Source organism: Methylobacterium crusticola (assembly GCF_003574465.1).
GTDB classification, from domain to species: Bacteria; Pseudomonadota; Alphaproteobacteria; order Rhizobiales; family Beijerinckiaceae; genus Methylobacterium; species Methylobacterium crusticola.
The window spans coordinates 1-24,257 of sequence record NZ_QOWC01000006.1 but is presented as its reverse complement, the minus strand read 5'-3'; the positions used below and the strand labels follow the sequence as shown (position 1 = coordinate 24,257).

The window sequence follows — 24,257 nt, the reverse complement described above, 5'->3', positions numbered from 1 at the left end:
ATTGACAGACAGGAAGCTGTCTTCATATTAGGACAGGAGGCGGGCTCCCGAGGGGCCTTGCAAGCCGCGAGCCAGGGATGGCCCCGTGACCTCCGCGATCGAGCCCCACAAGGCGCGCAGGCTCTACCTCCTGCTGCGCGACCAGATCTCGAGCGGCCGCCTGGCGAACGGGGCGCGCCTGCCGGGCGAGCCGGCGCTCGCGGCCGAGCACGGCCTCTCGCGGGCGACGGTGCGGCGCGCCCTCGACCTGCTGGCGAGCGAGGGACTGGTGCGCAAGCGCGCGGGCTCGGGCACCTTCGTGCAGTGCGCCGCCGGCAGCCGGCCGGTGGTGGCCGACCTGCCGAACCTCCTCTCGGGCCTGATCGCGATGGGGCGGGCGACGGGGGTGCGGCTGCTCGCCTTCGAGTACGCCCCCGCCCCCGCCCCCATCGCCGAGGCCCTGGTGCTGGCGCCCGGCGAGCGGGTGCAGCGCTCGGTGCGGGTCCGCCTCATCGACGGCCAGCCCTTCTCCTACCTCACCACCCACGTGCCGGAGCGGGTCGGGCTGTCCTACTCGGAGGGCGACCTCGCGGCGACGCCGCTCCTCGAGCTCATGGAGCGCTCCGGCGTCACCGCGGCGCGGGCCACGCAGGCGATCAGCGCCACGCTGGCGGGCCCCGAGGCGGCGGAGGCCCTCGACCTCGACCTCGGCTCGGCGCTGATCGCGCTCACCCGGGTGGTCTACGACCCCTCGGGCCGCGGCGTCGAGCATCTGCACGCCCTCTACCGGCCCGACCGCTACGCCTTCCAGATGGACCTCGTCCGCACGGGCGACGCCGGGCAGCGGCGCTGGGCGCCGGCGAGCCCCCGTTCGCTCAAGCCCGGCCTCAAGCCCGAGCCGGGGGTCCGCCCGGTCCGCCACGCCCCGCACAGGAGACCCACGCCATGACGCCCTTCGACGCGAAGCCCGGCCGCCGCTCCGTGCTGCGGGGCGGCCTCGCCGCCGCCTCCCTGGTGGCGATGCCGGCGGTGCTGCGGGCGCAGGCGCCGGTGGTGAAGCTCGGCATCATCCAGCCCGTCACCGGGGCGCTCGCCAACGACGGCGACCTCGGCCGCCTCGGCGCCGAGCTCGCCATCCAGGACCTCAACGCGGCCGGCGGCCTGAAGGCGCTCGGCGGCGCCAGGCTCGAGATGGTCTTCGCCGACAGCCGCTCGAACCCCGAGACCGCCGCCCAGGAGACCGAGCGCCTGAACGGCGAGGGCGTCGCCGCGATCGTGGGCGGCTTCGCCAGCGGGCTCTGCGCCACCGCCACCCAGGCGGCGGCCCGCTACGACCTGCCCTACATGATCGACGTCGGCGTCGCCGACCAGCTCACCCAGCGCGGCCTCAGGAACACCTTCCGGTTCGCCCCGAGCTTCGGCATGGTCACGGGGGCGGCCCTCGACCGCCTCGTGGCGCTGAACGAGGCGGCGGGCAAGCCCGCCCGCACGGTGGTGATCGTGCACGAGGACGGGCTGTTCGGCTCCGGCCTCGCCAAGCTCCTCCAGGCCGAGCTGCCGAAGCGCGGCTTCGAGATCCTCGAGACCATCGCGCACCCGACGCCGGCCCGCGACATGGCCAACGTCGTGCTGCGCATCCGCTCGCTCCAGCCCGACCTCGTGATCCCGTCGCACTATTACGGCGAGTTCGTGCTGATGGCCCGCACGCTCCAGCAGCAGCGGGTGCGCCCGAAGGGCATCTACGCGATCCTGGGCGGCGCCGCCTCCAGCCTGCGCTTCGTCAAGGAGTTCCCGCAGGCGGCCGAGGGCGTGATGGACTGCAACCACTGGCCCGATCCGCGCAACCCGAAGAGCGCCGAGCTGCGCCGGCGCACCGAGGCGGCGGGCCGCTCCTTCGCCTACAACGTGCCGATGAACTACTCGGCCGTGTGGCTGATGGCCGAGGCCATCGAGAAGGCCGGCGGCGCCGACCGGCTCAAGATCATCGAGGCCCTGTCCACGGGCAGCTTCGGCAGCGGCGTGATGCCCTACGGCCAGTCGAGGTTCGACAAGGGCCAGAACACCAGCGCGATGCCGCTCAACACCCAGGTCCAGGGCGGCGACGTCAAGGTGATCGCGCCGGCCGAGTACGCCGAGGCGAAGCCCAACTTTCCCCTTAAGGCGTGAGGCGGGATGTACGCCCCCCAGATCCTGATCGAGGCGGCCCTCAACGGCCTGATGACGGGGGCGGTCTACGCGCTCATCGCCCTCGGGCTGACCCTGGTCTACGGGGTGCTGCACATCATCAACTTCGCGCACGGCGCGCTCCTCACCTGCGCGATGTTCGCGGTCTGGGGCGCCTCCGCGTGGCTGCGCCTCGACCCCTACGCGGCCATGCTGGCGGTGGTGCCGCTGATGTTCGGGGCCGGCTACGCCCTCCAGCGCTGCGTCATCGGCCCGGCGAGCGGGGGCAGCGACAACAACATCCTGCTCGTCACCCTCGGGCTCTCGATCGTGCTCGAGAACGGGCTGCTCGCGATCTTCCGGTCCGACACCCGCACGCTCGATTCCGACGCCGCCCTCCAGGTGGTGGAGGTCGGGCCCCTGCTCCTGTCGACCCCGCGGCTGATCGGCTTCGCCACGGCGCTCGCCGTGACCGGGCTGCTCTGGCTCCTCCTCGAGCGCACGGACACGGGCCGGGCGATCCGCGCGGTGGCGCGGGAGAAGCTCGGCGCCCGCCTCGTCGGCATCGACGTCGACCACGTCTACGCGGTGACCTTCGGGCTCGGCTGCGCCTGCCTGGCGGTCGCGGCCTGCCTGCTGATGCCGACCTTCTACGTCAACCCGCGCTCGGGCGCGGCCTTCGTGCTCGTCGCCTTCACGATCGTGGTGCTCGGCGGCATGGGGTCGATCGCCGGGGCGCTCGTCGGCGGGCTCGTGGTCGGGGTGGTCGAGAGCTTCTCGGGCCTGTTCCTGGGCGACAGCCTCGGCCAGATCGGCATCTTCCTCATCTTCATCCTGGTGCTGCTCGTGCGGCCGACGGGCCTGTTCGGGGTGCGCGGATGACGCGTCGCGATGCCCTGCCGCTCGTCGCCGCCCTGGCGCTCCTCGCCGTGCTGCCCTTCTGCGGCCTCCCCGGCAGCGCGCTCAACTTCCTCGTCACGACGCTGATCATCGCCCTCGCGGGCCTCGGCTGGAACGTGCTCGGCGGCTTCGGCGGCCAGTACTCGTTCGGGCACGCGGCCTTCTTCGGCACCGGCGCCTACGCGACGGCGGTGCTGCAGCTCAGGTTCGGCTGGAACGCCTGGGGCGGGCTCGCCGCCGGGATCGGGCTCGGTACCCTGGTCGGGCTCGCCATCGGCTACCTGAGCTTCCGGGCGGGCCTGCGCGGCTCCTACTTCGCCCTCGTGACCCTCGCCTTCGCGGAGGTCTTCCGGATCCTCGCCAACGCGGCCGACCTCACGGGCGGCGCCGCCGGGCTGCTGCTGCGGCTCGAGCCCGGTCTCGCGACCCTGCAGTTCAGCGACCGGCGCCTGTTCTACCTCCTGGTCCTCGCCTTCGTGGGAGCGGCCCTCCTGGCGTCCCGCTGGATCGAGCGCTCGCGCTTCGGCGCCCACCTGATCGCCGTGCGGGAGAACGAGGAGGCGGCCCGGGCCCTGGGCGTCGACGCCCTGAGGGTCAAGCTCGGCGCCATCGCGCTCTCGGCCGGCATCACGGCGGCGGCGGGCTGCCTCTACGTGCAGCACTTCCTCTACCTCGACGCGGGCGTCGCCTACGGCACCTGGATCTCCGTCGAGGCCCTGCTCGCCCCGATCGTGGGCGGCATCGGCACGGCGCTCGGCCCCCTCGTGGGGGCGCTCGCCCTCCAGGGGCTCGGCGAGGCGACGAAGCTCCTCGCCGGCGGGGTGCCGGGGATCGACCTCGTGGCGTTCGGCGCCTGCCTGATCGCCGTCATCGCGTTCGCGCCGCAGGGGGTGGTCGGGCTCGTCCGGCGCCTGCGCGGCCGGCGCCCGGCGGAGGCGTGACGATGCTCGCCGTCGAGGCCCTCACCAAGCGCTTCCAGGGGCTCGTCGCCGTGCGCGAGGCCTCGCTCGCCGTGCCGGCGGGCTCCATCACCGGCCTCATCGGCCCCAACGGCGCCGGCAAGACGACGCTGTTCGGCATGATCTCGGGCTTCCTCCAGCCGACCTCCGGCCGCGTCCTGTTCGAGGGGCAGGACATCACCGCCGAGGCCCCGCACCTGCGGGCGCGCCGGGGCATCGCCCGCACGTTCCAGATCGTGCAGCCCTTCGCGGGCCTCACGGTCGCCGAGAACATCGCGGTCGGCGCCTACCTGCGCCACCCCCGGCGGGCGGACGCCGTGGCGCGGGCGCGGGCCGTCGGCCGCCGCGTCGGGCTCGGGGCGGAACTCGACAAGCCCGCGTCCAGCCTGACGGTATCGGGGCGCAAGCGCCTCGAGGTCGCCCGCGCGCTCGCCACCGAGCCGCGGCTCCTCCTCCTCGACGAGGTGCTGGCCGGCCTCAACCCCTCGGAGATCCGCGACATCCTCCCGGTCATCCGGGCGATCCGGGACGAGGGGGTCACGATCCTGATGATCGAGCACATCATGCAGGCGGTGATGAGCCTGTGCGAGGCGGTGCACGTGCTGGCCGAGGGCCGCATGGTGGCCTCCGGCCCGCCCCGGGAGGTCTGCGCCGACCCGCGGGTGATCGAGGCCTATCTCGGCAAGGGCGCGGCCGCGCGGCTCGGCGCGGAGGCGGCCGATGCTTGAGGTGAGGGGCCTGCGCGCCGGCTACGGCGGCACCGAGGTCCTGCGGGGCATCGACCTCGCGGTCGGGGCCGGCGAGATCGTGGCGGTGCTCGGCGCGAACGGCGTCGGCAAGACCACGCTCAACAAGGTGCTGTCGGGCCTCGTGCCGGCGGCCGCCGGCGAGATCCGCTTCGAGGACCGCCCGATCGCCCGCGCCTCGGCGGCGGCGATCGTCGAGGCCGGGCTGATCCACGTGCCCGAGGGCCGCAAGATCTTCCCCAACCTGAGCGTGCGCGAGAACCTCGTGCTCGGCAGCTACCGCCGCGGGCGGGCGCGCCGGGGCGCCAACCTCGAGCGCGTCTTCGCGCTGTTCCCGCGCCTGAAGGAGCGCGCGCGCCAGGCCGCCGGCACGCTCTCGGGCGGGGAGCAGCAGATGCTGGCGATCGGCCGCGGCCTCATGGCCGAGCCCCGCCTCCTCATCCTGGACGAGCCCTCCCTCGGCCTCTCGCCCCTCCTCGTCGAGGAGATGTTCGCCCTCGTCAAAGACCTCAACCGGGAAGGACTGCCGATCATGCTGGTGGAGCAGAACGTGGTTCAGTCGCTCGACCTCGCGTCCCGCGCCTACATCCTGGAGAACGGCACCGTGGCGCTCTCGGGCGCGGCGTCGGCGCTCGCCGCCGACCCGGCCCTGCGGCGCGCCTACCTGGGGCTCTGAGGCCATGGGCATCGTCACCCCGGGCGTGGTCCCGGCCTCCCGCCTCGTCGCCGACGCCGCCCCGGCCTGGCTCGAGGACTGGACGGCCTTCGCGGCCGGCCTGTCCTTCGCCGACCTGCCCGAGCCCGTCGTCGCCCGCACCCGCCTCGTCCTCCTCGACTGCCTCGGCGTCGTCGCGGCCGGGATGCAGGAGCCGGAGATGCGCGCCCTCGTGGACCGCCTCGCCGGGCGGCGGCCGGGCGCGGCGGTCGCGATCGGGTCCGGGCGCGGGCTCGACCCCCGCGACGCCGCCCTCGCCAACGGCGCGGCCGGCACCATGCTGGAGCTCGACGAGGGCAACCAGTACGCCCGCGGCCACCCGGCCATCCACGTCGTGCCGGCGGCCCTCGCGGCCGCGCAGGAGCGCGGCGCCTCCGGGCCCGCGCTGATCGCCGCGATCGCCCTCGGCTACGAGATCGGGGCGCGGATCGGCATCGCCTCGCGGCTGCGCGTCACCATGCACCCCCACGGCACCTGGGGCACGGTCGGCGCCGCCCTCGCGGTGGCCAAGCTCCACGGCGCCGACGCCGCCGCCATCGGCCAGGCGATCGGCATCGCCTCCTCGCTCGGCCTCAGCACCAGCCGGCGCACGATGCTGGAGGGCGCCAGCGTGCGCAACACCTACGCGGGCTTCTCCGGCCAGCTCGGCCTCGCCGCCTGGGACCTCGCCGCGAGCGGCTTCACGGCGGAGCGCGACGGGATCGGCACCGTCTACGGCAGCGTCATCGCGGAGGACTTCTCCGCCGCCGCCATGACGGAGGAGCTCGGGCGGCGCTGGGAGATCGCCCGCAACTACTTCAAGCGCCACGCCGCCTGCCGCTACACCCACGGCGCCCTCGACGCGCTGGCCGCGATCGTGGCCGAGGCCGGCGGCCGCATCGACCCGGAGGCCGTGCGCTCGATCGAGGTCGAGACCTACGTCTGGGCGGCGCAGCTCGACCACCCGGCGCCCCGGACGATGCTGGCGGCGAAGTTCTCCCTGCCCTTCGCGCTCGCCGCCGCGCTGGTGCGGGGCGCGGCCGACGTCGCGGCCTTCCGGGACGCGGCCCGGGCCGACCCCCGCATCCTCGCCCTCGCCCGCCGGGTCGCGGTGCGGGAGGACCCGGCCCTGACCGCGCAGCTGCCCGGCCTGCGGCCCGCGCGGGTGAGCGTGACCCTGGCGGACGGGCGCCGCCTGACGGCCGAGACCCTCACCAACCGGGGGGATGCCGAGGACCCCTACGCCGACGCGGAGGTGGTGGACAAGTTCCGCGACCTCGCCCGGCCGGTCTGGGGGACGGCGCGGGCGGAGGCCGTCGTCCGGGCGGTCGCGGAGCTCGACCGGGCCGAGGACCTCCGCCCCCTCCTGGCGCTGATCGCGTGAGGGCGGCCCGCCCCGCACGGGCAGAGACGACGCGCGACCACGACGCGCAACCCGCCGCCGGATTCCGGGCGAGCCCGGGGCGGGACCCGATGAACCCCGATCCCCTGCGGTCGCGGCGCACCCCGGAGCCCGGGGCCGGCGCGCCCGGGGGCCCCGCGCCCTCCGACCCGCTCCCCGCGCCGCCGACCGCGCCAGGAACACCCGAGCCATGAGCCTGAGAACCCGAGCCATGAGCCTGAAGACCCGCCTTGCCGAGGACCGCGTCCTCGTCGCCCCGGGCGTCTACGACGCCCTCACGGCCTCGCTCGCCGCCGATGCGGGCTTCGAGGCGCTCTACCTCTCGGGCGCCGCCATCGCCTACACCCGGCTCGGCCGGCCCGACATCGGGCTCGTCTCGATGAGCGAGGTGGCCGAGGTCGTCGCGCTGGTGCGCGACCGGGTCGCGACGCCCCTCGTGGTCGACGCCGACAACGGCTACGGCAACGCGCTGAACGTCGAGCGCACGGTGCGGCTGTTCGAGCGCGCCGGCGCGAGCGCGATCCAGCTCGAGGACCAGAGCTACCCCAAGCGCTGCGGCCACCTCCAGGACAAGTCCCTGATCGCGGCCGACGAGATGGCGGGCAAGATCCGGGCGGCCCTCGACGCCCGGCTCAGCCCCGAGACCCTGATCGTCGCCCGCACGGACGCGGTGGCGGTGGAGGGCCTCGAGCGGGCCCTGGACCGGGCCCGGCTCTACGCCGAGGCGGGGGCGGACGTGCTGTTCGTCGAGGCGCCGCGGTCGGCCGGCCAGCTCGCCGCCGTGACGGCGGCGCTCGGGCCCGTGCGCCCCCTCGTCGCCAACATGGTGGAGGGCGGCGACACGCCGCTCGCGGCGGCATCCGACCTCGGCGCCCTCGGCTTCCGGCTCGTGATCTTCCCGGGCGGCATCGTGCGGGCCCTCGCCCGCACCGCCCGGGACTACTACGCCTCCCTGGCGCGGGCGGGCACGAACGCGCCCTTCGCCGAGCGGATGTTCGACTTCACCGAGCTGAACGCCCTCATCGGCACGCCCGAGATGCTGGCCCGCGGCGAGGCCTATGCCGGCCGCCAGGAGGATGCCGCGTGAGCGCGATCGACCCCGTCACCCTGGCGGTCCTGAAGGGGCGCCTGGAGCAGATCGCCGACGAGATGGACGCGACGCTCTACCGCTCGGCCTTCAACCCGATCATCGCCGAGGCCCGGGACGCCTGCCACGGCCTCTACCACGCCGAGACCGGCGACACGCTGGTGCAGGGGACCAAGGGCCTGCCGATCTTCGTCGGCGCCATGGCGTTCGCCGTGCGGGCGGTGATCGCCAAGGTGGCCCGCGACGGCGGGCTCGCGCCCGGCGACACGTTCCTGTTCAACGACCCCTACGACGGCGGCACCCACCTCAACGACTTCCGGCTGGTGCGCCCGGTCTTCCGGGCCGGCCGGCTGTTCTGCTGGCTCGCATCGGTCGGCCACTGGCTCGACATCGGCGGCAACGTGCCGGGCGGCTACAACCCCAAGGCCACGGAGAGCTTCCAGGAGGGCGTGCGCTTCCCGCCCGTGAAGCTGATCGCGGCCGGGCGGCTGAACCAGGACCTCGTCGACATCCTGGCGGCCAACACCCGGGTTCCGACCTCGAACTGGGGCGACCTCAACGGCCAGCTCAACGCCCTCGACCTCGGGGAGCGCCGCTTCGGGGCGCTCCTCGAGGAGTACGGCGACGCCACCGTGGAGGCCGCCTTCGCGGCCTTCTCGGAGCGGGCGGACGCCCTGATGCGCGCCGCGCTCCGGGCGCTCCCGGACGGGACCTACGCGTTCGAGGACGTGCTCGACAACGACGGCATCGTCGACGCGCCGCTCACCATCGCGCTCGACCTCACGGTCGCGGGCGACCGCATGGTGCTCGACTTCGCGCGCTCCTCGCCCCCCGCACAGGGGCCGATCAACATCTCGTACGCCACCGCGGTGGCGGCCTGCTACGTCGCGCTCAAGCACGTCTTCACCGACGTGCCGGCCAATGCCGGCTGCCTGCGGCCGATCACCTTCGTGATCCCCGCCACCACGCTCCTGGGGGCCGGCGCCCCCAAGCCGATGGCGGGCTACACCGAGACCATCCTGCGCCTCATCGGCGTGATGCTGGGCGCCCTCGCGCAGGCCGACCCGGCCCGGGCCACCGCCGCGCCCTTCGGCACCATCAACGCGCTCTCGCTCGCCGGCCACCGGCCGGACGGCAGCCGCTGGGTGATGTTCTCGTTCTTCGGCGGCGGCCTCGGCGGCAACCCGGAGACCGACGGGCTCAGCCACGCCAACAACCCGATCTCGACGGCCACCATCCCGCCGGTCGAGATCCTGGAGGCCGCCTACCCGGTGCTGTTCACCGAGTGGGCCCTGCGCCCCGACAGCGCCGGCCCCGGCACCCATCGCGGCGGCCTCGGCGCGGTCTACGAGATCGAGGCGCTCACCGACGCGGACGTCTTCCTGCTCGGCGAGCGCGGCAAGGTCGCGCCCTTCGGGGTCGTGGGCGGCGGCCCGGCCGCCCTCAACCGCTTCGCCTGGCAGACCCGGGAGGGCTGGGCGAGCCCCCCGATGGTCTCGAAGGTCACCGACGTGCGCATCGAGGCCGGCCAGCGGGTGCGCCTGGAGACCCCCGGCGGCGGGGGGTGGGGACCGCCCGGCGGGCGGGCGCCCGAGGCCCTCGCCCGCGACCTGCGCCTCGGCTACGTCAGCCCCGGGGGGGCGGCGCGCGATTACGGGCAGGAGACTGGGCAGGACACTCGCCAGGAAACTGGGCAGGAGGCCGGGCATCAGCCCGGGCGCGAGACCGGAGAGGCCCGATGAGCGCGGCAGCGAGGACCATCGTCGGCGTCGACGTCGGCGGCACCTTCACCGACCTGTTCTTCTACGACGAGGCCCGGGGGCGGTTCCGCACCGGCAAGGTGCCGTCGAACCGGGGCGACGAGGCGGTCGGGTTCCTGGCCGGCCTCAGGGGGTTCGGGCCGGTCGCCGACCTCGCCTCCATCGTGCACGGCACCACGGTCGGCACCAACGCGCTCCTCGAGCGCAAGGGGGCCCGCATCGGCCTCATCACCACGCGGGGCTTCCGCGACGTCCTGGAGATGCGCCGGCGCGACCGGCGCCACACCTGGGGGCTCTGGGGCGACTTCGTGCCGGTGGTCGAACGCGACCTCAGGGCGGAGGTGGACGAGCGCACCCTCGCCGACGGCACGATCCGGACGCCGGTCGACCCCGCCGAGGTGGCGCGGGCGGCGCGCCGCCTCGCGGCGGAGGGCGCCGAGGCCCTGGCGATCTGCTTCCTCAACGCCTACGCCAACCCGGAGAACGAGCGCGCCGCCCTGGCGGCCGCGGCCGCGGTCTGGCCGAACCCGAACGTCGCCTGCTCGTCGGGCATCCTGCCGGAGATCCGCGAGTTCGAGCGCACCTCCACCACGGTGCTCAACGCCTACCTCCAGCCCGTCGTCGGCAGCTACCTCGAGAAGCTCGACGGCGCCCTCGCCTCCGAGGGCTTCTCCGGCCGCTTCCACATCGTGCAGTCGAACGGCGGCGTGATGTCCACCGCCACCGCCCGGCGCCTGCCGGTGCGCACCGCGCTCTCGGGCCCGGCGGCCGGCGTCATCGCGGCGGCGGCGATCGCCAAGGCGGCGGGCTTCCCCAACGTGATCACGGGCGACCTCGGCGGCACCTCCTTCGACGTCTCCCTGGTGGTCGAGGGCGAGACGGCGCTCAGCCCCCAGACCACGATCGATTTCGGCCTCGTCATCCGGACCCCGATGATCGAGATCAGCACGATCGGGGCCGGGGGCGGCTCGATCGCCCACGTGGACGCGGGCGGCCTGCTGCAGGTCGGGCCCGAGAGCGCCGGCTCGCGCCCGGGCCCGGTCTGCTACGGCCAGGGCAACACCCGCCCGACCCTCACCGACGCCAACGTGGTGCTCGGGCGCATCAACGCCGAGCGGCCGATCGGCGGGGCGCTCGCGCGCCTCGACGTCGCGGCCGCGCGGGCGGCCATCGCCCGGCACGTCGCCGAGCCCCTCGGCCTCGACCCGATGGCGGCCGCGGAGGCGATCGTGCGGGTGGCGGACGCCAAGATGGCGGGGGCGATCCGCCTCGTCTCGATCGAGCGCGGGCACGACCCCCAGAAGTTCGCCGCCGTGCCGTTCGGCGGCGGCGGCGCGCTGCACGTCGGCGCCCTCATCAAGGACGTGGGCCTCAGGGGCGCCCTGGTGCCGCGCTACCCGGGCGTGACCTCGGCGCTGGGCTGCGTCATCGCCGACATCCGGCACGACCAGGTCCAGACCGTGAACCTGAGCCTCGCGGGCCTCGATGCCGCCGCCCTCGACCGGCGCATGGTGGCGGAGGCCGCGGCCGCCCGCGCGGTGGTCGAGGCGGCCGGCCTCGCGGTCGAGCGCATCGACACCGTGTTCGAGCTCGACATGCACTATGTCGGCCAGACCCACACGGTCGCCGTGGCCCTGCCGGTCGCCGTGCGGGACGGCACCACGGGCCTCTCCGGGGCGGCCATCCAGGCAGCCTTCGAGGCGGCCTACCAGACCTCCTTCAGCCGGCTCCTGCCGGGCGTCCCGGCCCGGATCGTCAACCTGCGCACCGCCGCGATCGGGCGCCGGCCCCACTTCGACCTGGCGGCCCTGGCGCCCGGCCCCGAGGCCTCCCTGGCGGCCGCGGGGCTCGGCACCCGGCCGGTCTGGTTCGGCGGTGCCTGGCACGAGGCGGCGGTCTACGCCCGCCTCTCGCTGCCGGTGGGCGCCGAGATCCCGGGCCCCGCCATCCTGGAGCAGCCGGACGCCACCACGGTGGTGGATCCGGGCCTCACCGCGCGGGTGGACCGCCTCGGCAACGTCGTGGTCACGCGCAACGGAGCCGCCGCATGAACCAATCCGCGATCCCGGCCGCCCGCACGGCGCTGCTGCTCTGCGACCTCCAGAACGACTTCCTGCACCCGGACGGCGCCTACGGCCGCGCCGGCCAGGGCGCCCCCGAGATCGCGGCCGTGCCCGGGCGGGTGCGGCCCCTCGCCGACCTCGTCCGGGCGCGGGGCGGCACCATCGCGTCGACCCACTTCACCCTGGTGCCGGGCAAGGGCGGCGAGCCCCTGATCGCCCCCCACCTGCGGGAGCTGCGGCCGTTCCTCGGGCGCGGCGACTTCCTGCCCGGGGCCTGGGGCCACGCCCTCGTGGACGCGCTCCAGCCCGCCGACCTCGCGGTCGAGAAGGTCGCCTACTCGGCCTTCTACATGACGCGGCTCGAATGGGTGCTGCGCCGGTGCGGCATCGAGCGGCTGCTCGTCGCCGGCATCGTCACCAACGGCGGCGTCGCCTCGACGGTGCGCGAGGCCCACGTGCGCGACTTCGCCGTCACGGTGGTGGCGGATGCCTGCGCGGCCTTCTCGCCGGCCGTGCACGCGACGGCGATCGAGGCCCTGCGGCCGGTCTGCCGCGTGGCGGACGTGGCCGAGCTCCTCGGGGAGCTCGGCGCATGAGCGTCGCGCCCGCCGCCTCCGCCCGCTTCGATGCCGCAATGCCGGTCGTGGTGATCGGCGCGGGCGCGGCCGGCCTCGTCGCGGCGCTCTCGGCCCGGGAGGCCGGCGCCGAGGTGCTGGTGCTCGAGCGCGACCCCGTCCCGCGCGGCTCCACGGCCCTCTCGGCCGGCCTCGTGCCGGCGCCCGGCACCCGCTGGCAGCGCGCGGCCGGGATCGCCGACGACCCGGAGCGCTTCGCCGCCGACATCCTGCACAAGGCCGCGGGCGAGCCCGACCCGAGCCTCGTCGGGCTCCTCGCCCGGCAGGCCGGCCCGGCCCTCGAGTGGCTCGCCGACGCCCACGGCCTCGCCTTCTCGGTCATCACCGACTTCCGCTATCCGGGCCACTCCGCCCACCGCATGCACGGCCTGCCGACCCGCTCGGGCGAGGAGCTGGTCGACCGCCTGCGCGGGGCCGCGGAGGCTGCCGGCATCCCGATCCTGTGCGAGGCGCGGGTCGAGACCCTGTTCACCGAGGCGGGGGCGATCCGCGGCGTCGGCTTCGCCCGGCCCGACGGCTCGCGCGAGGCGGTGGCCTGCGAGGCCCTGGTGCTCGCCTGCAACGGCTACGGCGGCAGCAAGCCGCTCGTCGCCGCCCACGTGCCGGAGCTCGCGGGCGCGCTCTACTTCGGCCATCCGGGCAACCAGGGCGAGGCGATCCTGTGGGGCGAGGCCCTCGGCGCCGCGACCCGGCACCTCTCGGGCCACCAGGGCCACGGCTCGGTGGCGCACCCGCACGGCATCCTGATCACCTGGGCGACGATCACCGAGGGCGGCGTCCAGGTGAACCAGGAGGGCCTGCGCTTCTCGGACGAGAGCCGGGGCTATTCCGAGCAGGCCGCCGAGGTCCTGCGCCAGCCGGGCGGGACCGCCGTCACGGTCTTCGACGCGCGCATCGCCGGGATCGCCCGCCAGTTCGAGGATTTCCGCCGGGCCGAGCAGGCCGGTGCCATCGTGGAGGCCGCCACGGCGGCGGACCTCGCGGCGCGCCTGCGCCTGCCGGCCGAGGCGCTCGCCGCGACCCTCGGGGCGGTCGAGGCGTTGAAGCGGGAGGGCGGCACCGACGCCTTCGGCCGCGCGTTCTCCGGGGTGCCCCCGCTCGCGCCGCCCTACCGGGCGGTGCGGGTCACGGGGGCGCTGTTCCACACCCAGGGCGGCCTCGTGGTGGACGGGGCCGCCCGGGTGGTGCGGCGGGACGGCGGCTGCGTGCCCAACCTGTTCGCGGCCGGCGGCGCCGCCTGCGGGGTGTCGGGGTCCGGGGCGGCGGGCTACCTCTCGGGCAACGGGCTCCTGTCGGCCGTGGCGCTCGGGCGCGTCGGCGGCCGGGCCGCCGGAGCGATGGCGGCCGGCGGCTGAGGGCCCGGCCGCCGACGAGGCCACGACGGATCGAACCCCGGAGGAGACGCCCATGACAGCAGAGCCCCGCACGCTCCTCGACAAGGTCTGGGACGCCCACGTCATGGCGACGCGCCCGGACGGGCAGGCGCTGCTGGCCATCGACCGCCACCTGCTGCACGAGGGCTCGTTCCACGCCTTCGGGATGCTCGACCATGCCGGCCGGGCGGTGCGCCGGCCCGACCTGACCTTCGCGGTGGCCGACCACTACGTGCCGTCCCGGGACAGGGGCGCGCCGATCCCCGACCCCGAGATCGCCACCATGGTGTCGGGCCTCGCCGGGAATGCGGGCCGGCACGGCATCCGGCATTTCGGGCTCGAGGATCCCGGGCAGGGCATCGTGCACGTGATCGCCCCCGAGCAGGGCCTGACGCTGCCGGGCCTCACCGTGGTGTGCGGCGACTCGCACACCTCGACCCACGGCGCCTTCGGGGCCCTCGGCTTCGGCATCGGGGCGACCGAGGTGGCGCACGTCCTGGCGACCCAGGCCCTGTGGCAGCGCCGGCCGAAGTCCCTGCGGGTCACGATCGACGGCAGGCTCGGCCCCCACGTCGCCGCCAAGGACGTCGTCCTGGCGATCATCGCGGCGCTGGGCGCCGGGGGCGCGGTCGGGCACGTGCTCGAATACGCCGGCAGCGCGATCCGCGGCCTCTCGATGGAGGGCCGGCTGACGATCTGCAACATGTCGATCGAGGCCGGCGCCCGGGCCGGCATGATCGCGCCCGACGACACCACCTTCGCGTTCCTGGAGGGGCGCCCCTTCGCGCCGCGGGGCGACGCCTTCGCGCGCGCCGTCGCCGCCTGGCGCGCGCTGCCGACGGACGACGGCGCGCGCTTCGACCGCGAGGTCGTCCTCGAGGCGGGCGCCATCGCGCCGACGGTGACCTGGGGCACGAGCCCCGAGACCGCCGTCCCGGTCACCGCCGCCGTGCCGGACCCCTCGGCCGAGGCGGACGGGACCAAGGCCGGCCAGATGCGGGCGATGCTCGACTACATGGGGCTCGCGCCGGGTACGCCCCTCGAGGCGGTGGCCATCGACCGGGTGTTCATCGGCTCCTGCACCAACTCGCGCATCGAGGACCTGCGGGCCGCCGCCGGCGTGCTGCGGGGCCGGCGGGCGGCGGTGCCGGGCCTCGTCGTGCCGGGCTCCGGCCCGGTGCGGCGCCAGGCCGAGGCCGAGGGGCTCGACGCGGTCTTCCGGGACGCCGGCCTCGAATGGGGCGAGCCGGGCTGCTCGATGTGCGTCGGCATCAACGGCGACCTCGTGCCGGCGGGCGAGCGCTGCGCCTCGACCACCAACCGCAACTTCCCCGGGCGGCAGGGCCCCAACGCCCGCACCCACCTCATGAGCCCGGCCATGGCGGCGGCGGCCGCGCTCACGGGGCGCCTCACCGACATCCGCCGCCTCGGAACGCCCTGACGCCATGCAGCCCTTCACCACGCTCCGGGCCGTCGCGGTCGCGCTCGACGTCGCCAACGTCGACACCGACCAGATCCTGCCGGCCCGCTTCCTCAAGAAGCCCCGCAGCGCCGGCTACGGCGGCTTCCTGTTCCACGACGAGCGCCGCCGGGGCGACGCCTTCCCGCTCGACCGGCCCGGGAATGCCGGCGCCGGCATCCTGGTGGCGGACCGCAACTTCGGCTGCGGCTCCTCCCGCGAGGGCGCGGTCTACGCGCTCGTCGATGCCGGGATCCGCTGCGTCGTGGCCCCGAGCTTCGGCGACATCTTCGCGTCGAACGCCGCCAAGAACGGCCTCCTGACGATCACCCTGCCGGAGGACGCGGCGGCGGCCCTGCGCGCGCGCCTGGGCGCGGAACCGGGCACCGTCCTCACGGTCGACCTGCCGGCCGAGACGCTGACCGGCCCGGAGGGCGGGGCGATCCCGTTCCCCATCGACCCGTTCCGGAAGCGCTGCCTCGTGGAGGGCCTCGACGACGTCGACCTGACGCTCGAGCACGCCGACGCCATCGCGGCCTACGAGGCGGCGGTGGCGCGGGACGAGCCCTGGCGGGTGCCGGCGCGCACCTGAGGGCGGCCCGGGGTTCCGGCCGGCTCACGCCCCGGCGGAGCCGGGCGCCTCGCCCTCGCCCTCGAGCGCGTCCGCGATGCGGCGCAGGAGGTCGACCAGCTCGGCCTTGCGCTCCGGGCCCACGATGGCGTCGAGGCGGGCGTCGTGGCGGCCCGCGCAGGCGCGCAGCGCCGCGAGCCGGGCCTCGCCCGCCGCCGTCAGGCGCACCTGGCGGCTGCGGCGGTCGCGCGGGTCGGTGCTGCGGGCGACCGTGCCGTCCGCCTCCAGCTCCCTGATGAGCGGCGTCAAGGTGGTCTTGTCGAGGCCGACGCCGCGGCTGAGGTCGGTCTGGCTCAGGCCCGGGTTGTCGTGGACCAGTTGCAGCAGGGCGTAGTGGCCCGGCTTCAGGCCGCCCGAGCCGGCGGCGGCCGCGAAGGCCGCGAACGAGGCCTGCTGGGCGAGGCGCAGGTTGTAGGCGATGGCCCCGGCGAGGCTCCCGAGGCGGAGCGGCCGGGGCGCGGCCGCGGCCGCGCCATCCTCCGGCGTCCTCACCGCGCCGGCCCCGCCAGGGGAGGCGCGTGGGCCGGGGCGGCCGGCGCCGCGCCGTCGAGAGGCGGCAGCGGGTTGCGCAGGGCGGCGAGGCCGAGGGTCGCCCCGAGCATCGCCAGGGCCAGGACGCCCAGGAAGGCCGTGCCGCCCCCCGCCGTGATCACGGCCGCGCCCGCGAAGGCGCTCAGGACGGCGCCGAGGCGCCCGACGGCGAGGGCCGAGGCCGTGCCGGTCGCCCGCACGCCCGTGGGGTAGACGTGCATGCAGACCGCGTAGAGCGTCGACTGCACGGCGTTGACGAACAGCCCGTGCAGGCCGAGGCCGACGACGAGCAGCGTCGGGTCGTGGATGCCCCGCAGGAGGAAGGCGCTCAGCGCGCCGCCGAGCCCGCACAGGATCTGCGGCCCCCGCGAGCCGAAGCGCGCGATGGCGGCCGCGCAGCCGAGTGCGCCGAACACGCCGCCGAGGTTGTAGGCGGTCAGCCCGGCGCCCGCCGTCGCCACGTCGAGCCCCTCGGCGGTGAGCATGGCCGGCAGCCAGCTGAAGGCGCCGTAGACGGCGAACAGGCAGAGGAAGAACGCGGCCCACAGCGCCAGCGTGTCCCGCCGCCGGGCCGGCGCGAACAGGGCCGCGAAGCCGGGCTTCGCGGGGACGCAGGGCCTGGCGGGAAATCCTGGCTTCACGGGAAGACCGGGCTTCACGGGAAGGCGCGGCTCGGCCGCGTCGGTGAACACGCTGTCGCGCGGGACGGGCCGGCCGAAGCGGTGCAGGAGCCCGACGAGCTCGTCCCAGCGCGCCGGCCTGCGGGCGAGGAAGCGCGGGGATTCCGGGAGCGTCGCGGCGAGCAGCAGGCTGTAGGCGACCGGCAGGGCGCCGCCGACGAGGAAGAGCCCGCGCCAGCCGAGGGCCGGGAGCACCAGCGCGGCGAACAGGCCCGCCAGCATGCCGCCGAGGGGCACGCACACGATGGTGGCGGTGACCGCCAGGGTGCGCCGGCGCGCCGGCGTGAACTCGGCCGCGAGCGTCGTGCAGGACGGCAGCGCGCCGCCGATGCCGAGCCCGGCCACGAAGCGAAGGAGCGCCACGGCCGCGAGGCTCTGCGAGAGCCCGATGGCGCAGGTGGCGACCCCGAACACGAGCACGCTCGCCAGCACGGCGACCCGGCGCCCGACCCGGTCGCCGACGGGCCCCGCGACGGCGCAGCCGATCCCCATGCCGATCAGGCCCGCGGCCACCACCGGGGCGAAATCCCCCCGGGTCACGCCCCACTCGCGGATCAGCACCGGGATGGCGAAGCCGATGAGCTGGCCGTCGAAGCCGTCGAGCACGACGGACAGGGCGGCGAGGACGACGACCCGCTTCTGGAACGGGGTCCAGGGCCCGGCATCGAGGGTGCGGCCGATGTCGACCGTCAGCGGGCGTGCCGTCATGCGGCGCCTCCCGGGCCGGGGATCCGGGCGCGCGGCGGGACGGGGGGCGTGACGACGGCCGGCACGGGGACGGTCGGCTCGGGGCCGCTCGGCATGGGCGTGTTCCTCTCACCTCGGGCCGCCCGTGTGTCCGGAGCGTGCCCTCCGGCAGAGTAGCGCCGGACCCCGCCGCGGGGCAAGAAAGTAGGGGGTCAAACCATCTTGGCGGCGGGAGCGGGCGCGCCTACAGCGCCGCGAGCAGGGCCCGGGCCTTGGCGGCCACCGTGGCGGGCGCGTCGCCGGGCTTGTAGAGCGCGGAGCCGCAGCCGTAGCCGCTGGCGCCGGCGGCCCGCCAGGCGGGCAGGCTCAGGGCGTCGACGCCGCCCACCGGCAGCAGCGGCACGTCCCCCGGCAGCACCGCGCGCAGGGCCCGCAGCATGGCGGGACCGCCCGCCTCGGCGGGAAACAGCTTGAGGGCGTCGGCGCCGGCATCGAGCAGCGCGAAGGCCTCCGCCGGGGTGAGGAAGCCCGGCATCGCCACCATGCCGCGGGCCTTGGCGGCGCGCACCAGGGCCGGGTCGGCGTGGGGCGTCACCAGGAGGCGGCCGCCGGCCTGCGCCACCGCCGCGACCTCGGCCTCGCGCCGGAAGGTGCCGGCGCCGACGAGGGCCCGGTCGCCGAGGCGGGCGGCGAGCCGGCGCACGCTCTCGACGGGCTCGGGCGAGTTGAGGGGCACCTCCAGGATCACCACCCCCTCGCCCACCAGCGCCTCGCCGACCGCCTCGACCTCGTCGGGCCGGACGCCGCGCAGGATCGCCACCAGGGGGCAGCGGCGAAGCCAGTCCATCACGTCCATGCGGTTCTCTCCCCGATCAGCGCGAGGCCGCGCGCCGCGGCGTCCGGATCGCCCACGAGGGCGCTCCCGCCCCTCAGGCCGATCGCCCGGGCGTAGAGCGCCGTCAGGGGCCCGGCCCCCACGAGGCGCACCGCCTCGCCGGCGGCCGGCGCGTCCCGCGGCGTCCCCCCGGCCGGAAGGGCCGCCGCGGCCGGAAGGGCCGCCGCGACTTCGTGGCCGATGAGCAGGCCCGACAGGTAGCTCGCGGCATCCGCGGGCCCGAGGCGGCCGAAGAGGCCGAGGCTGCGCGCGCCGAACAGGTGGTGCAGCAGCCCGCCCGCCTCGGCGGCCCGCGCCACGCCGGCATCGAAGGCGGCGCCGGGCTCGGCCGGTCCCTCCATCATGCGGCCCAGGATGGTGTGGCCGCGCAACGCCGCGTAGGCCTCGCCCGTCATGCTGGTGGAGAAGCCGGCGATGCGGCCCCTCTCGACGCGCACCCACTTGGCGTGGCTGCCGGGCAGGCAGAGGAGCGCGTCCTCGTCCGGGCGGGCAAGCGCCCCGAAGGCCTGCACCTCCTCGCCGCGCATCACCTCGGGCACCCCGGCCGCGTCCTCGGCGCTCAGGCCCGGCACGAGGCGGACCACCGCGCCCTCGAACGGCACCGCCGCGAGGCCCGCCGCCAGCGCGTCGAGCCCGACCGGGCAGGCGAGGTAGGGCGCCTCCTGCCAGCCCTGGCGGCTGCCGACCATGCCGGAGAGCAGCACCCGCGCCTCGCCGTCCTCGAGCCAGTCGCCCACCATGGCGCGCAGCTCCGCCCCGAAGCCGCCGGCCGCGACGTGCAGGATGCCCCGCGCCCCCTCGCGCCGCGCCAGGACGGCGCCGTCCCGGCCGAGCCGGTAGGCGCGGGCGCTGCTGGTTCCCCAATCGATCCCGATCATGCCGGCACGCTGCCTGACCCGGGCGCCGAGGGCAACGGGTCGCGGCGCGGTTCGCGGCGGCGCGGTTCGCGCCGGCGGAGGGAGCGCGGCGGCGGGCCCGGCTCCCGCCGCAGGCCCCCGGGCCCGGCGCCGGCCTGGCGGCGGCGCGCGCAGGTGCGATTAGTCACGGGCGAGGATCGGCGGCCGCGCAAACTCCTCGCCAAAATACAAAACTGTGGTAATACTAGAAGATCCACCGTTCAGCGCTCGGCATGCTGCCGCAGCGCAAGTCGCCGCCGCCAATGAAGCAAGCGTGGTCGACATGATTTGCTGGATATCACAACGAATGCTCACCTTCGTCAAGCAGTGCGTGCCTGCTGCCATCATAGGAGCCCTGGCCATGACCTCACCCGCGTCCGCTCAGACGAGCCAAGACGGTCACCAGATCATCCAGCTTCTGCTGAATGCTCCCGACCTGCAGCAGTACTACCACTTCGCCGAGAGGCCCGAGCGGGTCCCGCTCCGGGTGGTGAACCTCAGCGGCACGGAGGTGGACGGGTCCGGCTGGACGGTCGCCGGCGAGAAGGCCGTGCTGTCGAGCGGGAAGGATCCGAAGGCGCTCGAGATCAGCGCGCTCGAGCTGTCGGGCGACACCGCGGTGGTCAAGTTCGCGTTCGGGGCCGAGGGGCTCCTCGGCGAGGGCCGCTTCAGCCGCCGCGGCGGGACCTGGGCCGTCGACAAGGTCGAGGTCGGCGAGCGCTGAGCGGGCCGGTGCGGCCTCGCACAGGCGCGCCGGACGCGATCTGCTTCAATAGCTTCGTCCTCGGAACATCGACGTCCACGAGCTGCCGGATCCTCGCGCACGATGCGCGCGGGGGCTTCGCGCAGGTGCGTGGGAACCGCCTCGACGCCCGCCCGCGGCGCTCCCCCGGGTTGCGTCGCGCGCGGTCGATGCGGACCGCAGCGAGCCGGACCGTCTCCCGCGCCCGCGGGGTCGCAAGGCCCGTCCGGGCGCCGGGAGGATCGCCATGGGCTGGCCCGAGCCTCGGGACAGACGCAACGGGTTTTTCCAGCAACCGGGAGAGTGCGCGATGATCATGAGCAGGTCCGACCAGACGCGATTTCCGAAGTTCACCAAGTACGTCCGCTACTCGCTGCCCCAGGTCGTCGACGTGAAGGCGATCGTGGCCGGCTTCGCGAAGTACGGCCAGATCGACCGGGCGACGCTGAAGCGCGCCCTGACCTGGGGCAACGAGCCCCACATCGTCATCAAGCCGCTCAGCGGCGCCATCGGGCTGTTCAACGCCTCGGTCGATCCGAACGTCATCAACATCCACACCCGGATCGTGCAGGAGTTCGAGGACGGACACGGGCTCCGCAAGACGAAGTGGAACAAGGACGTCTTCCTGGTCGGCGTCACCCTGCTGCACGAGCTCGTCCACTGGGCGGACAACCTGGACGGCATCGACTTCCCCGACGAGGAGGGCGAGCAGTTCGAGACCGACGTCTACGGGATGGTGATCAACGAGTGACGCCGCGGCCGGGACCGGGGTTTCCTCCCCGGGGGCCTCGCCCACGGGCAAGGCCCCGGAGACCCGCGGGCCGCCCCGTGCTGCGCCCCCGGGCCGCGCCCGCCACGCCGGCCGGACCCCTCGAGAATTCCGGGCCGCGCGGCTGGACGAACGCGACCGGGTGCCGTCCTATGTCCTCCCGACACCACGATCACGCCAGAACACGATCGAGGGAGGAAACGACATGCTGCGCTGCGTGGCGGCCCTGGCCGCCCTCGCCCTCGCGGTCCCGGCCCTGGCCGAGGAGCCGCTGCGCTTCGAGGTCGACCCGGCCTGGCCCAAGCGCCTGCCGAACGACTGGATCATGGGGCAGGCCGCGGGCGTCGCGGTCGACGCGCAGGACAACGTCTGGGTGGTCCAGCGTCCCCGCACCCTCACGGACGACGAGAAGGCCGCGAGCCTCGACCCGCCGCGGACCCGCTGCTGCAAGCCCGCCCCGCCGGTCCTCGTCTTCGACCAGGCCGGGACGCTCGTGAAATCCTGGGGCGGTCCCGGCCCGGGCTACGACTGGCCCCAGAACGAGCACGGCATCCACATCGACCACAAGGGCTTCGTCTGGCTCGCCGGCAACGGCGACAACGACGGCCAGATCCTGAAGTTCACCCAGGACGGCCGCTTCGTGATGCAGATCGGCAAGCAGGGCCCGCAGACCGACAGCCGGGACACCACCCGGCTCGGCAAGCCGGCCGGCATGATGGTCGATCCGGCGACGAACGAGCTCTACGTGGCCGACGGCTACTACAACCACCGGGTCATCGTGTTCGACGCCGAGACGGGCGCCTTCAGGCGGATGTGGGGCGCCTACGGCCGGCCGCCGACCGACGAGAAGGTCGGCCCCTACGACCCCGCCGCCGCGCCGGCGCAGCAGTTCCGCAACCCGGTCCACTGCGTGCAGGTGGCCCGCGACGGCCTCGTCTACGTCTGCGACCGCACCAACAACCGCATCCAGGTCTTCCGGAAGGACGGCACCTTCGTGAAGGAGATGTTCGTCGAGCCGGGCACGCGGGCCAACGGCTCGGTCTGGGAGCTCGCGCTGTGGCCGGACGAGCGCGAGACCTACCTCATCAACGCCGACGGGGCGAACAACGAGGTCCGCACGCTCAGCCGCGAGACCGGCGAGATCCTCGGCCGCTTCGGCCGCAACGGGCGCATGGCCGGGGACTTCCACTGGGTCCACAACCTCGCGGTGGACGCGAGGGGCAACGTGTTCACGACCGAGGTCGACACCGGCAAGCGGGCGCAGAAGTTCCTGTTCCGGGGCGACATGGTGCTGCGCAAGCGCGCCGCCGCGCCGTGAGGAGGCCGCCGATGATCAGTGCCTCCGAGCCGCCGGGCGCTCCCGGCTGCGCCTGCTGCCAGCCGCGCCGCGGCTTCCTGCGCGGCCTCGCGGGCGCCGGCGCCGCCGCGGCGCTGGCCGCCCGGCCCGGCCCGGCGGCGGCCCAGCCCGCGCCGGGCGCGCGCTACGCCGGCCTCGTGATCGACTGCCACGGGCACTACACCACCGAGCCGCCCGCCATGCTGGCCTGGCGCAAGCGCCAGGTCGACGCCGTCAACGACCCCGCGCAGTCGCCCTCGCCGTCCGCCCTCAAGGTCAGCGACGACGAGGTGCGGGCGAGCGTGGCGGACCGCCAGCTCAAGCTCCAGGCCGAGCGCGGCATCTCGCTGGCGCTGTTCTCGCCCCGGGCCGGCGGGATGGGGCACCACGTCGGCAACGCCCGCACCAGCCTCGACTGGTCGATCGTGTCGAACGACATGATCCACCGGGTCGCGACCCTGGCGCCGCGCAACTTCGTGGGCGTCTGCCAGCTGCCGCAGACGCCGGGCGTGTCCCCGGCGAACTGCACGGCGGAGCTCGCGCGCTGCGTGACGGAGCTCGGCTTCGTCGGCTGCAACGTCAACCCGGACCCCTCGGGAGGCTACTGGACCGACCCGCCGCTCTCCGACCGCTACTGGTATCCGCTGTGGGAGAAGATGGTCGAGCTCGACGTTCCGGGTATGATCCACGTCAGCGCCTCGGCCAACCGCAACTTCCAGGCGACGGGGGCGCATTACATGAACGGCGACACCACCGCCTTCATGCAGTTCGTCACCTCCGACCTGTTCCGGGACTTCCCGACCCTGCGCCTCATCATCCCGCACGGCGGCGGGGCGGTGCCCTACCACTGGGGCCGCTACCGCGGCCTCGCCCAGGACATGAAGCGCCCGCCCCTGACGGAGCTGATGCGCAACGTGTTCTTCGACACCTGCGTCTACCACCAGGCCGGCATCGACCTCCTGCTCAAGGTCGTGCCGGTCGACAACGTGCTGTTCGCCTCCGAGATGGTCGGGGCGGTGAACGGGATCGACCCCGAGACCGGCCACGCCTACGACGACACCAAGCGCTACGTCGAGGCCGCGGCGGTCTCGGACGCGGACCGGGCGAAGCTCTACGCCGGCAATGCCGGCCGGGTCTATCCGCGCCTCGCCGCCCGCCTCAGCGCCGCCGGGGTGTCGCCGTAGCGTCCCGGGGCGCCGTCACGGTGCCGCCGTCACGGGGCGCCGTCACGGTGGCGCCGTCATGGCGCGGGCCCGGCGCAGGAGCGCCGCGATGAGCCCGTCGAGGGCCGCCCGCTCGGCGGGCCCGAGATCCGCGGTGAGCCGCTCGGCGTAGTCGAGGGCGAGGGGCACGATCTCGGCGTAGACCCGCTCTCCCTCGGGGGTGAGGGTCAGGAACGCCTCGCGCAGGTCCTCGGCGTTGGGCCGGCGCCGGATGTAGCCCCGCGCCTCCAGGGCGGCGGCGGCGCGGCTGACCTTGACCTTGCCCATCTCGGCGTGGCGGCCGACCGCCTTGGCGGTGATGGCGCCGAACTCGCCGACCGTCGCCAGCACCCGCCATTCCGGGATGCCGATGCCGAAGCGCGCGCCGTAGAGCCGCGCCAGCCCGTCGCTCACCACCGCGGTCACCACGCTCAGGCGGTAGGGCAGGAACGTCGCGAGCGCGAGGCCTGCGGGGCTCCCGGGCGTCCGGGCGCTTGACGTCCGTTTCAAGTGCAACTATCCACTCGGCATCGGTTTCGAATGAAACTAAATGCCGGGGCAGGAAAGGGCAACCGCCATGAACATCCAGGCGCCATCCGGGCTGACCGCGGCCGCCACGGGGTCAGGCCTCACGCCGGGCTACATGTCGGGCTTCGGCAACGGCTTCG

The 24,257-nt window shown here is 75.0% G+C and carries 23 protein-coding genes; 18 read left to right on the top strand and 5 right to left on the bottom strand.

Features of this window, described 5'->3' with window-relative positions; translation table 11 throughout:
- Positions 1 to 85 precede the first annotated feature (85 nt).
- From DT057_RS08575 to leuD, 14 genes are all read left to right on the top strand, one after another.
- Entirely contained in the window at positions 86 to 928 is an 843-nt protein-coding gene (locus tag DT057_RS08575) for a GntR family transcriptional regulator (protein WP_128561668.1), read from the top strand.
- The gene (locus DT057_RS08570) at positions 925 to 2,145 is read left to right on the top strand and encodes an ABC transporter substrate-binding protein (RefSeq protein ID WP_128561667.1); all 1,221 of its coding nucleotides are present in this window, start codon (positions 925 to 927) and stop codon (positions 2,143 to 2,145) included. The genes DT057_RS08575 and DT057_RS08570 overlap by 4 nt, the downstream gene beginning before the upstream one ends.
- Before the next feature lie 6 nt (positions 2,146 to 2,151).
- Positions 2,152 to 3,024 (top strand): branched-chain amino acid ABC transporter permease, encoded by an 873-nt coding sequence (locus DT057_RS08565; protein WP_128561666.1) that lies wholly within the window; start codon positions 2,152 to 2,154, stop codon positions 3,022 to 3,024.
- Positions 3,021 to 3,983: a branched-chain amino acid ABC transporter permease gene (locus tag DT057_RS08560; RefSeq protein ID WP_128561665.1), complete on the top strand. Its 963-nt coding sequence runs from the start codon at positions 3,021 to 3,023 to the stop codon at positions 3,981 to 3,983. The genes DT057_RS08565 and DT057_RS08560 overlap by 4 nt, the downstream gene beginning before the upstream one ends.
- Positions 3,984 to 3,985: 2 nt before the next feature.
- The gene (locus DT057_RS08555; protein WP_128561664.1) at positions 3,986 to 4,729 is read left to right on the top strand and encodes an ABC transporter ATP-binding protein; all 744 of its coding nucleotides are present in this window, start codon (positions 3,986 to 3,988) and stop codon (positions 4,727 to 4,729) included.
- A complete protein-coding gene (locus DT057_RS08550; protein ID WP_128561663.1) occupies positions 4,722 to 5,423 on the top strand; it encodes an ABC transporter ATP-binding protein in 702 nt (233 codons plus the stop codon). Before DT057_RS08555 ends, DT057_RS08550 begins: the two co-directional genes overlap by 8 nt.
- Before the next feature lie 4 nt (positions 5,424 to 5,427).
- Positions 5,428 to 6,825 (top strand): MmgE/PrpD family protein, encoded by a 1,398-nt coding sequence (locus tag DT057_RS08545; RefSeq protein WP_128561662.1) that lies wholly within the window; start codon positions 5,428 to 5,430, stop codon positions 6,823 to 6,825.
- A gap of 229 nt (positions 6,826 to 7,054) precedes the next feature.
- Positions 7,055 to 7,930: an isocitrate lyase/PEP mutase family protein gene (locus DT057_RS08540; protein ID WP_128561717.1), complete on the top strand. Its 876-nt coding sequence runs from the start codon at positions 7,055 to 7,057 to the stop codon at positions 7,928 to 7,930.
- Positions 7,927 to 9,672, top strand: coding sequence for a hydantoinase B/oxoprolinase family protein (locus tag DT057_RS08535; RefSeq protein ID WP_238313891.1), 1,746 nt, complete (start codon positions 7,927 to 7,929; stop codon positions 9,670 to 9,672). Before DT057_RS08540 ends, DT057_RS08535 begins: the two co-directional genes overlap by 4 nt.
- Positions 9,669 to 11,741 carry a hydantoinase/oxoprolinase family protein gene (locus tag DT057_RS08530; RefSeq protein ID WP_128561661.1) on the top strand — a complete coding sequence of 691 codons (2,073 nt, stop codon included), beginning with the start codon at positions 9,669 to 9,671 and terminating at the stop codon, positions 11,739 to 11,741. The genes DT057_RS08535 and DT057_RS08530 overlap by 4 nt, the downstream gene beginning before the upstream one ends.
- Entirely contained in the window at positions 11,738 to 12,349 is a 612-nt protein-coding gene (locus DT057_RS08525; protein WP_128561660.1) for a cysteine hydrolase family protein, read from the top strand. The genes DT057_RS08530 and DT057_RS08525 overlap by 4 nt, the downstream gene beginning before the upstream one ends.
- Entirely contained in the window at positions 12,346 to 13,743 is a 1,398-nt protein-coding gene (locus DT057_RS08520; protein ID WP_128561659.1) for an FAD-dependent oxidoreductase, read from the top strand. Before DT057_RS08525 ends, DT057_RS08520 begins: the two co-directional genes overlap by 4 nt.
- Positions 13,744 to 13,795: 52 nt before the next feature.
- Entirely contained in the window at positions 13,796 to 15,202 is a 1,407-nt protein-coding gene (gene leuC, locus DT057_RS08515) for a 3-isopropylmalate dehydratase large subunit (protein WP_128561658.1), read from the top strand.
- Positions 15,203 to 15,206: 4 nt separating this feature from the next.
- Complete coding sequence (gene leuD / locus DT057_RS08510) at positions 15,207 to 15,812, top strand: 3-isopropylmalate dehydratase small subunit (RefSeq protein WP_128561657.1); 606 nt, start codon at positions 15,207 to 15,209, stop codon at positions 15,810 to 15,812.
- A gap of 24 nt (positions 15,813 to 15,836) precedes the next feature.
- On the opposite strand, the gene DT057_RS08505 is transcribed toward leuD, so the two are convergent.
- From DT057_RS08505 to DT057_RS08490, 4 genes are all read right to left on the bottom strand, one after another.
- Complete coding sequence (locus DT057_RS08505; RefSeq protein ID WP_128561656.1) at positions 15,837 to 16,343, bottom strand: MarR family winged helix-turn-helix transcriptional regulator; 507 nt, start codon at positions 16,341 to 16,343, stop codon at positions 15,837 to 15,839.
- A complete protein-coding gene (locus DT057_RS08500) occupies positions 16,340 to 17,770 on the bottom strand; it encodes an MFS transporter (RefSeq protein WP_128561655.1) in 1,431 nt (476 codons plus the stop codon). Before DT057_RS08500 ends, DT057_RS08505 begins: the two co-directional genes overlap by 4 nt.
- Positions 17,771 to 17,993: 223 nt before the next feature.
- Entirely contained in the window at positions 17,994 to 18,605 is a 612-nt protein-coding gene (locus DT057_RS08495) for a 2-dehydro-3-deoxy-6-phosphogalactonate aldolase (RefSeq protein WP_128561654.1), read from the bottom strand.
- Positions 18,596 to 19,522, bottom strand: a complete 927-nt coding sequence (locus DT057_RS08490) for a 2-dehydro-3-deoxygalactonokinase (RefSeq protein WP_128561653.1) — start codon at positions 19,520 to 19,522, stop codon at positions 18,596 to 18,598. The genes DT057_RS08495 and DT057_RS08490 overlap by 10 nt, the downstream gene beginning before the upstream one ends.
- A gap of 379 nt (positions 19,523 to 19,901) precedes the next feature.
- On the opposite strand from DT057_RS08490, the gene DT057_RS08485 reads away from it, so the two are divergent.
- The 4 genes from DT057_RS08485 (at position 19,902) to DT057_RS08470 (ending at position 23,571) form a co-directional block, all read left to right on the top strand.
- On the top strand, positions 19,902 to 20,264 hold the full coding sequence (locus DT057_RS08485; RefSeq protein ID WP_128561652.1) for a hypothetical protein: 363 nt from the start codon (positions 19,902 to 19,904) through the stop codon (positions 20,262 to 20,264).
- Between the two features lie 328 nt (positions 20,265 to 20,592).
- On the top strand, positions 20,593 to 21,033 hold the full coding sequence (locus DT057_RS08480; protein ID WP_162501354.1) for a hypothetical protein: 441 nt from the start codon (positions 20,593 to 20,595) through the stop codon (positions 21,031 to 21,033).
- A 223-nt stretch (positions 21,034 to 21,256) separates the two neighbouring features.
- A complete protein-coding gene (locus tag DT057_RS08475) occupies positions 21,257 to 22,369 on the top strand; it encodes an NHL repeat-containing protein (RefSeq protein ID WP_128561650.1) in 1,113 nt (370 codons plus the stop codon).
- Between the two features lie 11 nt (positions 22,370 to 22,380).
- Positions 22,381 to 23,571 carry an amidohydrolase family protein gene (locus tag DT057_RS08470; protein WP_128561649.1) on the top strand — a complete coding sequence of 397 codons (1,191 nt, stop codon included), beginning with the start codon at positions 22,381 to 22,383 and terminating at the stop codon, positions 23,569 to 23,571.
- Positions 23,572 to 23,613: 42 nt separating this feature from the next.
- Here DT057_RS08470 and DT057_RS08465 read toward each other — a convergent pair whose 3' ends face one another.
- On the bottom strand, positions 23,614 to 24,099 hold the full coding sequence (locus DT057_RS08465) for a MarR family winged helix-turn-helix transcriptional regulator (protein ID WP_128561648.1): 486 nt from the start codon (positions 24,097 to 24,099) through the stop codon (positions 23,614 to 23,616).
- Positions 24,100 to 24,257 lie beyond the last annotated feature (158 nt).

Bases quoted from the DNA above. Each gene is read 5' to 3' on its own strand.
- DT057_RS08570 (WP_128561667.1), top strand. From the start codon at position 925: ATGACGCCCTTCGACGCGAAGCCCGGCCGCCGCTCCGTGCTGCGGGGC.
- DT057_RS08565 (WP_128561666.1), top strand. From the start codon at position 2,152: ATGTACGCCCCCCAGATCCTGATCGAGGCGGCCCTCAACGGCCTGATG.
- DT057_RS08560 (WP_128561665.1), top strand. From the start codon at position 3,021: ATGACGCGTCGCGATGCCCTGCCGCTCGTCGCCGCCCTGGCGCTCCTC.
- DT057_RS08555 (WP_128561664.1), top strand. From the start codon at position 3,986: ATGCTCGCCGTCGAGGCCCTCACCAAGCGCTTCCAGGGGCTCGTCGCC.
- DT057_RS08550 (WP_128561663.1), top strand. From the start codon at position 4,722: ATGCTTGAGGTGAGGGGCCTGCGCGCCGGCTACGGCGGCACCGAGGTC.
- DT057_RS08545 (WP_128561662.1), top strand. From the start codon at position 5,428: ATGGGCATCGTCACCCCGGGCGTGGTCCCGGCCTCCCGCCTCGTCGCC.
- DT057_RS08540 (WP_128561717.1), top strand. From the start codon at position 7,055: ATGAGCCTGAAGACCCGCCTTGCCGAGGACCGCGTCCTCGTCGCCCCG.
- DT057_RS08530 (WP_128561661.1), top strand. From the start codon at position 9,669: ATGAGCGCGGCAGCGAGGACCATCGTCGGCGTCGACGTCGGCGGCACC.
- DT057_RS08525 (WP_128561660.1), top strand. From the start codon at position 11,738: ATGAACCAATCCGCGATCCCGGCCGCCCGCACGGCGCTGCTGCTCTGC.
- DT057_RS08520 (WP_128561659.1), top strand. From the start codon at position 12,346: ATGAGCGTCGCGCCCGCCGCCTCCGCCCGCTTCGATGCCGCAATGCCG.
- leuC (WP_128561658.1), top strand. From the start codon at position 13,796: ATGACAGCAGAGCCCCGCACGCTCCTCGACAAGGTCTGGGACGCCCAC.
- leuD (WP_128561657.1), top strand. From the start codon at position 15,207: ATGCAGCCCTTCACCACGCTCCGGGCCGTCGCGGTCGCGCTCGACGTC.
- DT057_RS08500 (WP_128561655.1), bottom strand. From the start codon at position 17,770: ATGACGGCACGCCCGCTGACGGTCGACATCGGCCGCACCCTCGATGCC.
- DT057_RS08495 (WP_128561654.1), bottom strand. From the start codon at position 18,605: ATGGACGTGATGGACTGGCTTCGCCGCTGCCCCCTGGTGGCGATCCTG.
- DT057_RS08490 (WP_128561653.1), bottom strand. From the start codon at position 19,522: ATGATCGGGATCGATTGGGGAACCAGCAGCGCCCGCGCCTACCGGCTC.
- DT057_RS08485 (WP_128561652.1), top strand. From the start codon at position 19,902: ATGACCTCACCCGCGTCCGCTCAGACGAGCCAAGACGGTCACCAGATC.
- DT057_RS08480 (WP_162501354.1), top strand. From the start codon at position 20,593: ATGATCATGAGCAGGTCCGACCAGACGCGATTTCCGAAGTTCACCAAG.
- DT057_RS08475 (WP_128561650.1), top strand. From the start codon at position 21,257: ATGCTGCGCTGCGTGGCGGCCCTGGCCGCCCTCGCCCTCGCGGTCCCG.
- DT057_RS08470 (WP_128561649.1), top strand. From the start codon at position 22,381: ATGATCAGTGCCTCCGAGCCGCCGGGCGCTCCCGGCTGCGCCTGCTGC.